Source organism: Mesorhizobium sp. M4A.F.Ca.ET.050.02.1.1 (genome assembly GCF_003997725.1).
GTDB lineage: Bacteria > Pseudomonadota > Alphaproteobacteria > Rhizobiales > Rhizobiaceae > Mesorhizobium.
Window position 1 is genome coordinate 1 of the sequence record NZ_RZSG01000167.1, and the last position, 9,687, is coordinate 9,687.

Consider the following 9,687-nt stretch of genomic DNA (forward strand, 5'->3'; position numbering starts at 1 on the left):
CATGGCCCATATCGGCCATCCCGTGGTCGGCGATCCCGATTACGGCCAGGCCTTCCGCACCAAGGCCAACCGGCTGCCCGAACCGCTGAAAGGCGAAGTCAACGCATTTGCCAGGCAAGCCTTGCACGCCTGGCTCCTTGAATTCCAGCACCCGGCTACCCATCTAGCGATGAGGTTCGAAGCGCCGATACCGAGGGACATGGAGGCACTCGTCGGCGGCTTTCGCAAGCTCTGAGCCCGCCATCGATCCGCTTCAAACCGACCATCGACCCGCTTCAAAGCAACCATCAAAAAAACCTGACTGGCGTTGTTCACTTTAGCGTGACACACTGTTTCGTGTTGAACAAATGCCTGTCCTTTCTGGTTTTGTTCCTATATACAGCAGTTGCCGCGGATGAGCCGTTTGGCATTCGCGTCACATGCCCGCCGCGTTTCGGGGGCATCACTCCAAGAGAGAGGGGGCGCTATCATGGCCCAGTCACTACCCAGTATCGTCTCCGGCGAAGGCGGCCTCAGCCGCTACCTGGAAGAAATCCGCCGCTTTCCGATGCTTCAGCCGCAGGAAGAGTACATGCTCGCCAAGCGTTACGCCGAGCATGAGGACACTTCGGCCGCGCACAAGCTCGTCACCAGCCATTTGCGGCTCGTCGCCAAGATCGCCATGGGCTATCGCGGCTACGGTCTGCCGATCGGCGAGGTGATCTCGGAAGGCAATGTCGGCCTGATGCAGGCCGTCAAGAAATTCGAACCGGAGCGCGGCTTCCGGCTCGCCACCTATGCCATGTGGTGGATCAAGGCCTCGATCCAGGAGTACATCCTGCGCTCGTGGAGCCTGGTCAAGATGGGCACCACCGCCAACCAGAAGCGGCTGTTCTTCAACCTACGCAAGGTGAAGGGCAAGATCCAGGCGCTTGACGATGGCGACCTGAAGCCCGACCAGATCGCCGAGATCGCCACCCGTCTCAACGTCTCCGAGGCGGAAGTAGTGTCGATGAACCGTCGCCTGTCGGGCGACGCTTCGCTCAATGCTCCGATCCGGGCAAGCGAGGGCGAGTCCGGCGAGTGGCAGGACTGGCTGGTCGACGACCACGAAAGCCAGGAAGAGATGCTGATCGAGCAGGACGAGCTGGAAAACCGGCGCGCCATGCTGTCGGGCGCCCTCTCCGTGCTCAACGAGCGCGAACGGCGCATCTTCGAGGCGCGCCGCCTCGCCGATGAGCCGCTGACGCTGGAAGAACTGTCGGCCGAGTTCGACATCAGCCGCGAGCGCGTGCGCCAGATCGAGGTGCGCGCCTTCGAGAAGGTGCAGGATGCGGTCAAGGCCGCAGCCAAGCGCCAGACGCAGGCGCTGCGCACCATCGAGGCGCAGCCGGCGGCGTAAGGCTCAAGGCATGAATGAAAAAAGGCGGCGCTGCGGTGCCGCCTTTTTTGTTTGGCGAAAGCGGCGGTCCAGCCCTTTCTCCCCGTCACTATACGGGGAGAAATGTCCGGCAGGACAATGAGGGGCAGCGCCGACGCTGCGAGGGTATCGTTTCGGGGCAAGGAAACAATCGCATCCCAGAATGGGTAGCGGGTTAGTTTGAAATCTGCCTCATCGGCTTTGCTATGCAGTAGAAACAAAAGCCGGCGAGCAGAGCAGCGAGCGCCCCTAGCGTAGCGAGTGATCTGAAATGCCCGTCATACGGAAGGGTCAAAAAAGAGAAGCTTACTGCGATAAGAACCGCCACGGAAGTCCACAGTCCTGGTCTCCCGGCAACAGTGCGTGGGAAAGCGATGGCTGCAACAACTGCTGCCAGGTAAAGCGGCCACGACACTAGGATGCCGGCCACAAAATAAGCGGCGAAAAGCAAAAGTGTCTCAGACCATGGATTCTCCGGCGAAGGATTCGACACGGCTAACAAACTTCCAATCACGCCAAACACATAGGACAGCGTGATTTTTGAGGCGAGCGAGATCCTTTGCGTCATGCTACTGCCCGCTTCTTGTAAGGGCCGCGCACGACCGGCTTTTCAGCTTCCTTCGCCTCGATCAGTGCCACGATATCCGCAATCTCCCAAAGCTTGTCCGTGACACCAGCGGCCATCGCGGAACGCCGCGCTGCCCCTCATCCGCCCTCGGGCACCTTCTCCCCGTGAAACGGGGAGAAGGAAGGCTCAGGCCTCAGGCCGTCGGCTGCTTGGTCTTCCTGAGATAAGGCAGCACCGTCTCATACGCCCCGAAGCGCTTGATCGCGTCCTCGTTGGAAACCGCGGCGGTGATGATGACGTCCTCGCCCTGCTTCCAGTTCGCCGGCGTCGCCACTTGATGCTTGGCCGTCAGCTGGATGGAATCGATGACGCGCAGGATCTCGTCGAAGTTGCGGCCGGTGGTCATCGGATAGGTCAGCACCAACTTTATCTTCTTGTCCGGCCCGATGACATAGACCGAACGCACCGTGGCGTTGTCGGCCGGCGTGCGGCCTTCCGAGCTCTCGCCGGCGCCTGCCGGCAGCATCTCGTAGAGCTTGGCGACCGCGAGGTCCTTGTCGCCGATCAGCGGATATTTCACCTCCTGGCCGGTCGCCGTCTTGATGTCAGCCTGCCATTTGTCGTGGCTGGCGACCGGGTCGACGGAAATGCCGATGATCTTGACGTTGCGCTTTTTGAATTCGCCTTCCAGCCCGGCCATCGTGCCGAGCTCGGTCGTGCAGACCGGCGTGAAATTCTTCGGGTGGCTGAACAGCACCGCCCAGCCGTCGCCGATCCATTGATGGAAGCTGATCGTCCCTTGCGTGGTTTCGGCCGTGAAGTCCGGCGCGATATCGTTGATACGAAGACTCATGACGTGTCCCTACCCTTTGACTGTCGCCGGCATGCCGCGCCGGCACCGCTCGCAATCTCTACCACTCTGACCGCATGCTTCATACGGCAACCGCCGCCGAGAATGGCACCGGCGACGAAATATTTTCACCTTTTCCGGGCAAATGCGGCAGGAATTTCTGCCGCGTCGAGGCTCAGGCCTTCTTGATCGCCAGCGTCGTCGCGAGGTCTTCCATGCGCTGGGCCAGCGCGCCCAGCGCATCGGTCAGCACGCTGTCGTTCTTGCCGGCCTTGGCCAGCGCCTCGTCGCGCGTCTTGCGCAGCGTCACCACTTCGCTTTCCATGCCCTTGACGCGTTTCTGCAGCTCGGAAAGCTCGTCCATGACCATGATGCCGGCCATCACCGTCAGCCGCTGGTCGCCGATCTCGCCGAACGAGTCCTTGAGATGCGCGACATAGCGGTCGAAACGCTCGGCCAGGTCGATCAGATGCTCTTCCTGGCCCTCGTCGCAGGCCATGCGATACTGCTTGCCGTCGATGGAAACCGTGACCTGTGCCATTGGCCTACCTGTCCAACACCGCGCGGATGGTTTCCATGGCGGTCACCAGCCGGCGCGAGACTTCCTTGTTGGCGTCTTCCAGCCGTTCGGCTCGCGCTTCGGAATTGTCGAGCTCCTGCGCCAGCCTGGAGCGATCGGCGTTCATGCGCTGCACCTCCGCCTCGGCCTCCGAATAGTCGCGCTCGTGCTCGAGCTTGGCCGCGACGGCGTTTTCCAGGCCTTCGATGGCTTTGCCCAGCCTGGCGATGACTTCCTTGAGCGTCGTTTCCCCGGTCATGGCTCGTCCTGCACCCTGCCCATCACCGAATCGTTCGCGTTCAGAACGCGTTATCCAGGAAACATTAGGCGCCGTGTGAAGGCAACGTCAATAAAGCTCTCGCGACTGTCCCCCGCTAACGCTAATGTAAGTCTGTCGGGACCATCACAAGGCCGGCAAAAACGCACCGATTTGTTGACTCAAGGGCCGCGCCTGCTATGTGTCGCGCACCCTTTCCAGGCCTCTCCCAAGGCCTCAAACCCCCACCCCGGAGGAAGCATGACCTCGCGTGAACAACATGACCGGATGGCCAATGCGATCCGTTTTCTCTCCATGGACGCAGTCGAGAAGGCGAATTCCGGCCACCCCGGCCTGCCCATGGGCTGCGCCGACATCGCCACGGTGCTGTTCACCCGCTTCCTGAAATTCGACGCCAGGGCCCCGCACTGGGCTGACCGCGACCGCTTCATCCTGTCGGCCGGCCACGGCTCGATGCTGCTCTATTCGCTGCTTTATCTGACCGGCTACGAGGACATGACCCTCGACCAGATCAAGAATTTCCGCCAGCTCGGCTCGAAGACCGCGGGCCACCCCGAATATGGCCATGCCGCCGGCATCGAGACCACCACCGGGCCGCTCGGCCAGGGCCTTGCCAACTCGGTCGGCTTCGCGCTCGGCGAGCGCATCATGAATGCCGCCTTCGGCAAGGATCTCGTCGACCACTACACCTATGTGCTGGCCGGCGACGGCTGCCTGATGGAGGGCGTCTCCCAGGAGGCCATCGCGCTCGCCGGGCATCTCAAACTCAACAAGCTGATCGTGCTGTGGGACAACAACAACATCTCGATCGACGGTCCGGTGTCGCTGGCCGACAACACCGACCAGGTCGCCCGCTTCCAGGCCTCCGGCTGGAACGCCAGCCACATCGACGGCTTCGATCCGGAAGCGATCGCCTATGCGATCGAGGCGGCGCGTCACTCCGACAAGCCGACGATGATCGCCTGCAAGACCACCATCGGCTTCGGCGCCCCGACCAAGGCCGGCACCAACAAGGCGCACGGCTCGCCGCTCGGCGCCGAGGAGATCGCCGGCGCGCGCAAGTTCTTCGGCTGGGACTCGCCGCCCTTCGAGATTCCGGGCGACATCCTCGACGCATGGCGCGCGGCGGGTCAGGCCGGTGCCAAGGCCCGCGCTGACTGGGAAGGGCGTCTCGCCAAGACGGACGCCGAGCTGAAGGGCGAGTTCGAACGCCGTGTCAGTGGCAAGCTGCCGTCGAACTTCGACAGCGTCATTGCCGACTACAAGAAGAAGCTCTCGGCCGACAAGCCAAAGGTCGCCACCCGCAAATCGTCGGAGATGGCGCTCGAGGTCATCAACGGCGCTGTGCCGGAAACCATCGGCGGCTCGGCCGATCTCACCGGCTCCAACAACACCAAGACCAGCCAGACCAAGAATATCACGCCGGACGATTACGGCCAGCGCTATGTCCACTACGGCATCCGTGAGCATGGCATGGCGGCGGCGATCAATGGGCTAACGCTGCATGGCGGCCTTATCGCCTATGGCGGCACGTTCCTGTGCTTCTCCGACTATGCCCGGCCTTCGATGCGCCTGGCCTCGCTGATGGGCATTCGTTCGATCTTCGTCATGACCCATGACTCGATCGGCCTTGGCGAGGATGGGCCGACGCACCAGCCGGTTGAGCATATGGCAGCGCTGCGCGCTATTCCGAACCACAAGGTCTTCCGCCCGGCCGACGCGGTCGAGACGGCGGAATGCTGGCAGCTGGCGCTCGAATCCGAAAAGACGCCGTCGACGCTGGCGCTGACCCGCCAGAACCTGCCGACCGTTCGCACCGAGCACAGCGAGAAGAACCTCAGCGCATCCGGCGCCTATGAGCTGGCCGCGGCAAACGGCGAGGCGGCGGTGACGATCTTCGCCACCGGCTCCGAAGTCGAGGTCGCGCTCGGCGCGCGTGATTTGCTGCAGCAGCACGGCCACCCGACCCGCGTCGTATCGGTGCCCTGCTTCGAACTGTTCGATCAGCAGAGCGACGACTACCGCAGAAACACGATCGGCAGCGCGAAGGTGAAGGTCGCCATCGAGGCCGGCATCCGTCAGGGCTGGGACCACATCATCGGCAGCGACGGCATCTTCATCGGCATGACCGGCTTCGGCGCCTCCGGCACCATCGAGCAGCTCTATCCGCATTTCGGCATCACCGCCGATGCTGCGGCGAAAGCGGTGGAAGCCCGCCTGCATGGCAAGTAAGGGTTGAGGCAAGCGAGCCCGCCAAAACCGCGCATGGCCGTTTCGGCGGACTGGCCCAACCTAATCGATTTAAATCCAGGCCTTCCAAGGCTGGATTCTTTGTCCGTCCGCCGCTATGAAGCTGCGGACCCCATCCGCCTCCCAGGGAGAGAAACATGACCGTCAGAGTTGCCATCAACGGATTCGGCCGCATCGGCCGCAACATCCTGCGCGCCATCCATGAATCCGGCCGCAAGGACATCGACGTCGTCGCCGTCAACGATCTCGGCCCGGTCGAGACCAATGCGCATCTGCTGCGCTACGACAGCGTGCATGGCCGCTTCCCGCACGAAGTGACGGTCGACGGCGACCAGATCTCGGTCGGCTCTGAGAAGTTCAAGGTCACCGCCATCAAGGACCCGACCCAGCTGCCTTGGAAGGAACTCGGCATCGACATCGCGCTCGAGTGCACCGGCATCTTCACCGCCCGCGACAAGGCCGCCGCGCATCTCACCGCCGGCGCCAAGCGCGTCATCGTCTCGGCGCCGGCCGAAGGCGCCGATCTCACCGTCGTCTACGGCATCAACCACGACAAGCTGACCAAGGACCATATCGTCATTTCGAATGCGTCCTGCACCACCAACTGCCTGGCGCCGCTGGCCGCCGTGCTGCACGAGACGGTCGGCATCGAGAAGGGCATGATGACGACGATCCACTCTTACACCGGCGACCAGCCGACGCTGGACACCATGCACAAGGATCTCTACCGCGCCCGCGCGGCTGCGCTGTCGCAGATTCCGACCTCGACCGGTGCGGCCAAGGCGATCGGCCTTGTGCTGCCCGACCTCAAGGGCAAGCTCGACGGCATCTCGATCCGCGTGCCGACCCCGAACGTCTCGGTCGTCGACTTCAAGTTCATCGCCAAGCGCTCGACCACCGCGCAGGAAATCAACGAAGCGGTGATCGCCGCATCCAAGGGCAAGCTGAAGGGTGTTCTGTCGGTCACCCATCACCCGAATGTCTCGATCGACTTCAACCACGATCCGCATTCCTCGATCGTGGCGCTTGACCAGACCAAGGTGATGGACGGCAACTTTGTGTCGGTGCTGTCCTGGTACGACAATGAATGGGGCTTCTCCAACCGCATGGGCGACACCGCCGTCGCCTTCGGCAAGACCATCGCCTGATCGACGCAGGCCGCAATCTTTCCAGATCAGACGCCCGGCTTCGGCCGGGCGTTTTTCGTTTGCAGGCCGGCTGGCGCCCCGAGCGGCAAAACCCCCGGAAATCAGCCCCATAGGAGCAAAAAATCACGCTGCCGCCTTGCGCTGGTCATGTCTTCGCCCCACTCTGCCGTAAAGCGGGGAGGGAGGCGGATTTGAGGGGCAATTCCGGATGGAGCATGCGATCTATCTTGTAACGCTGGTCGGCACCGCCCTTGTCGTTGCCGCCGCGTTTTCGAGCCTGATCGCCTTTCGCTTCGGCGCTCCCCTTCTGCTGCTGTTCCTCTGCATCGGTCTGGCCACCGGAACCGATGGTCTCGGCATCGAGTTCGACAATGCCCGCCTGGCTTACTTTGCCGGCTCACTGGCGCTGGCCGTCATCCTCTTCGATTCCGGGTTCGGCACGCCGCTCAATGCCTTGCGCCAGGCGGCCGGACCGGCACTGTCGCTGGCGACCGTCGGCGTCATCCTGACCACCGGCCTGTTCGGGGCCGCTGCCTATTACATGCTCGACCTCACCTGGCTGGAATCCTTCCTGCTCGGCGCCGCCGTCGCCTCGACCGATGCAGCGGCCGTCTTCTTCCTGCTGCGAGCCGGCGAGATCAATCTGCGCGAGCGCGTGCGCGCGACGCTCGAGGTGGAATCCGGCACCAATGACCCGATCGCCATCTTCTTGACCATCACTCTGGTCGAGATCATCGCCGCCCACGCCAATCCCGAAGCCAATGTGCTTGCCACCAGCCTCGTGCTCGGCTTCCTCATCAGCATGGGGCTTGGCGCCGTCATCGGCGTTCTCGGCGGCCTTGCCATCGTGCGCCTGGTCGAGCGGCTGAACCTCGACCACGGCCTGTTGCCGATCTTCGTGCTGACGCTGTCGCTGATGGTGTTCGCGGCCGCCGGCGCCATTGGCGGCTCGGGCTTCCTGGCGGTCTATCTCGCCGGGCTGGTATCGGGCAATTCAGACATCCGCGCCGTCACCATCCTTAGGCGCTTCCAGGACGGCATGTCGTGGCTGGCACAGATCATCATGTTCCTGATCCTTGGCCTGTTTGCCACGCCCTCGCAATTTCCGGCGATCCTGGTGCCGGCGACCTTGCTCGGCCTGTTCCTGATCTTCGTCGCGCGGCCGATCGCCGTCTGGCTCTGCCTGGTCACGTTCCGCCTGCCACGGCCCGAGGTCGCTTTCGTCTCATGGGTCGGCCTGCGCGGCGCGGTCTCCATCCTGCTCGCCATCACGCCGCTGCTCGGCGGCCTGGAAAACGGCCGCCTCATCTTCAACGTCGCCTTCATCATTGTGCTGGTGTCGCTGGTCGTGCAGGGCTGGACCGTCGGCCCGCTGGCGCGCCGCCTCGGCCTCATCGTGCCGGCGAGGCTCGGGCCCCTGGACAAGGTCGAGCTCGAACTGCCGGGCTCTGCCCATCACGAGCTGCTCGCCTATCGCGTGGCGCCGGGCAGCCCGGTGGCGCGTGGCGAGCGCATCCCGCGTTGGGCGCGGCCCTCGCTGGTGCTGCGCGACGGCCGCTCGATGCGCTTCCAGGACATGGGCCGGCTCGCCGCCGGCGACCAAGTATACATCTTCGTGCCGGACCGTTATCCGCGCCTGCTCGACAAGCTGTTCGCCAGCCGCGCCGTGGTCGATCCGGAGGACGCGGACTTCTTCGGCGCCTTTGCGCTAGATCCGACGCGCTCGGCCGAGGAGTTGGAGGCTGCCTACGCGCCGGGCTTGACCGAGGCAGAACGCAAGCTGACGGTCGGCGCCCTGGTCACGGAGCGGCTCGGCGGCCATCCCGAATATGCCGACCGGGTGCTGATCGGGCCGATCGAGCTCATCGTGCGCGACGTTGACGACAAGGGCCGGATCACCGGCATCGGCCTGTCGTTCGAGCCGACCGCGCCGGTGGCGCGCGTGCCGGTGTTCCTCAGCGCCGGCGAGATCGTCGACCGCATCGCCGCCTTCATCCGCGGCCGGCGCAGGCCGGCGCGGGCGCCTGGCGCCGAGACGCCGGCGGAACAGCCCCCGACACCCGAACCGGTCGGGCAAAAGGCAGCGAGCGAAAGCTGATCTTACGCGCCTACATCATTTTTGCGCGCGCGCTTTAACGCGGGCCTTGCATAGTCGCCGGTGGTGGGTAAGGTCCCGGCGATTTTCGCAGAAAGGGACCCAGCATGGCCGGCTTCAAGACACTGGACGACATCGGCAACATCTCCGGTAAGCGCGTGCTGGTGCGCGTCGACCTCAACGTTCCCGTCGCTGACGGCAAGGTCACAGACGTCACCCGCATCGAGCGCATCGCGCCGACCATCTCCGAATTGTCCAGCAAGGGCGCCAAGGTCATCCTGCTCGCCCATTTCGGCCGGCCCAAGGACGGCCCCACGCCCGAATTCTCGCTCGAGCCGATCGCAAATGCCACGGCGGACGTGCTCGGCCGGCCCGTCGGCTTCGCCGCCGACTGCATCGGCGACACAGCAGGCAGCGCCGTCGCCGCCATGGACAAGGGCGATGTGCTGCTTTTGGAAAACACCCGCTTCTACAAGGCTGAGGAGAAGAACGATCCGGCCTTCACCGAGAAGCTCGCCGCCAATGGCGATATCTTCGTCAA

At 63.7% G+C, this 9,687-nt stretch carries 9 protein-coding genes and 2 pseudogenes; 6 read left to right on the forward strand and 5 right to left on the reverse strand.

What is annotated here, in order from left to right; translation table 11 throughout:
* Window positions 1–235: pseudogene (locus tag EOA33_RS13785) on the forward strand (RNA pseudouridine synthase); the annotation flags it as partial.
* Window positions 236–469: 234 nt separating this feature from the next.
* Window positions 470–1,381, forward strand: coding sequence for an RNA polymerase sigma factor RpoH (rpoH, locus tag EOA33_RS13790; protein WP_126057977.1), 912 nt, complete (start codon window positions 470–472; stop codon window positions 1,379–1,381).
* 193 nt (window positions 1,382–1,574) lie between these two features.
* Here rpoH and EOA33_RS13795 read toward each other — a convergent pair whose 3' ends face one another.
* The 5 genes and pseudogenes from EOA33_RS13795 to EOA33_RS13815 all read right to left on the reverse strand — a co-directional run bounded on the left by EOA33_RS13795 (window position 1,575) and on the right by EOA33_RS13815 (window position 3,635).
* Complete coding sequence (locus tag EOA33_RS13795) at window positions 1,575–1,967, reverse strand: hypothetical protein (protein ID WP_126057976.1); 393 nt, start codon at window positions 1,965–1,967, stop codon at window positions 1,575–1,577.
* Window positions 1,964–2,086 (reverse strand): annotated as a pseudogene (locus tag EOA33_RS13800) (IS1 family transposase); the annotation flags it as partial. The pseudogene EOA33_RS13800 and the gene EOA33_RS13795, both read right to left, overlap by 4 nt.
* A gap of 74 nt (window positions 2,087–2,160) precedes the next feature.
* Complete coding sequence (locus EOA33_RS13805) at window positions 2,161–2,820, reverse strand: peroxiredoxin (RefSeq protein WP_126057975.1); 660 nt, start codon at window positions 2,818–2,820, stop codon at window positions 2,161–2,163.
* A 172-nt stretch (window positions 2,821–2,992) separates the two neighbouring features.
* Window positions 2,993–3,358: a cell division protein ZapA gene (locus EOA33_RS13810; protein ID WP_126057974.1), complete on the reverse strand. Its 366-nt coding sequence runs from the start codon at window positions 3,356–3,358 to the stop codon at window positions 2,993–2,995.
* A gap of 4 nt (window positions 3,359–3,362) precedes the next feature.
* Window positions 3,363–3,635, reverse strand: coding sequence for a DUF4164 domain-containing protein (locus EOA33_RS13815; RefSeq protein WP_006200774.1), 273 nt, complete (start codon window positions 3,633–3,635; stop codon window positions 3,363–3,365).
* Between the two features lie 258 nt (window positions 3,636–3,893).
* Between EOA33_RS13815 and tkt the strand changes: the two genes are divergently transcribed.
* The 4 genes from tkt to pgk form a co-directional block, all read left to right on the forward strand.
* Window positions 3,894–5,885: a transketolase gene (gene tkt, locus EOA33_RS13820; RefSeq protein ID WP_126057973.1), complete on the forward strand. Its 1,992-nt coding sequence runs from the start codon at window positions 3,894–3,896 to the stop codon at window positions 5,883–5,885.
* Window positions 5,886–6,040: 155 nt separating this feature from the next.
* Entirely contained in the window at window positions 6,041–7,051 is a 1,011-nt protein-coding gene (gene gap, locus EOA33_RS13825; protein ID WP_126057972.1) for a type I glyceraldehyde-3-phosphate dehydrogenase, read from the forward strand.
* 208 nt (window positions 7,052–7,259) lie between these two features.
* Window positions 7,260–9,149, forward strand: a complete 1,890-nt coding sequence (locus EOA33_RS13830) for a potassium/proton antiporter (RefSeq protein WP_126057971.1) — start codon at window positions 7,260–7,262, stop codon at window positions 9,147–9,149.
* A gap of 104 nt (window positions 9,150–9,253) precedes the next feature.
* Window positions 9,254–9,687, forward strand: a 434-nt coding sequence (pgk, locus tag EOA33_RS13835; RefSeq protein WP_127405859.1) for a phosphoglycerate kinase, incomplete at its 3' end; no start/stop codon positions are given.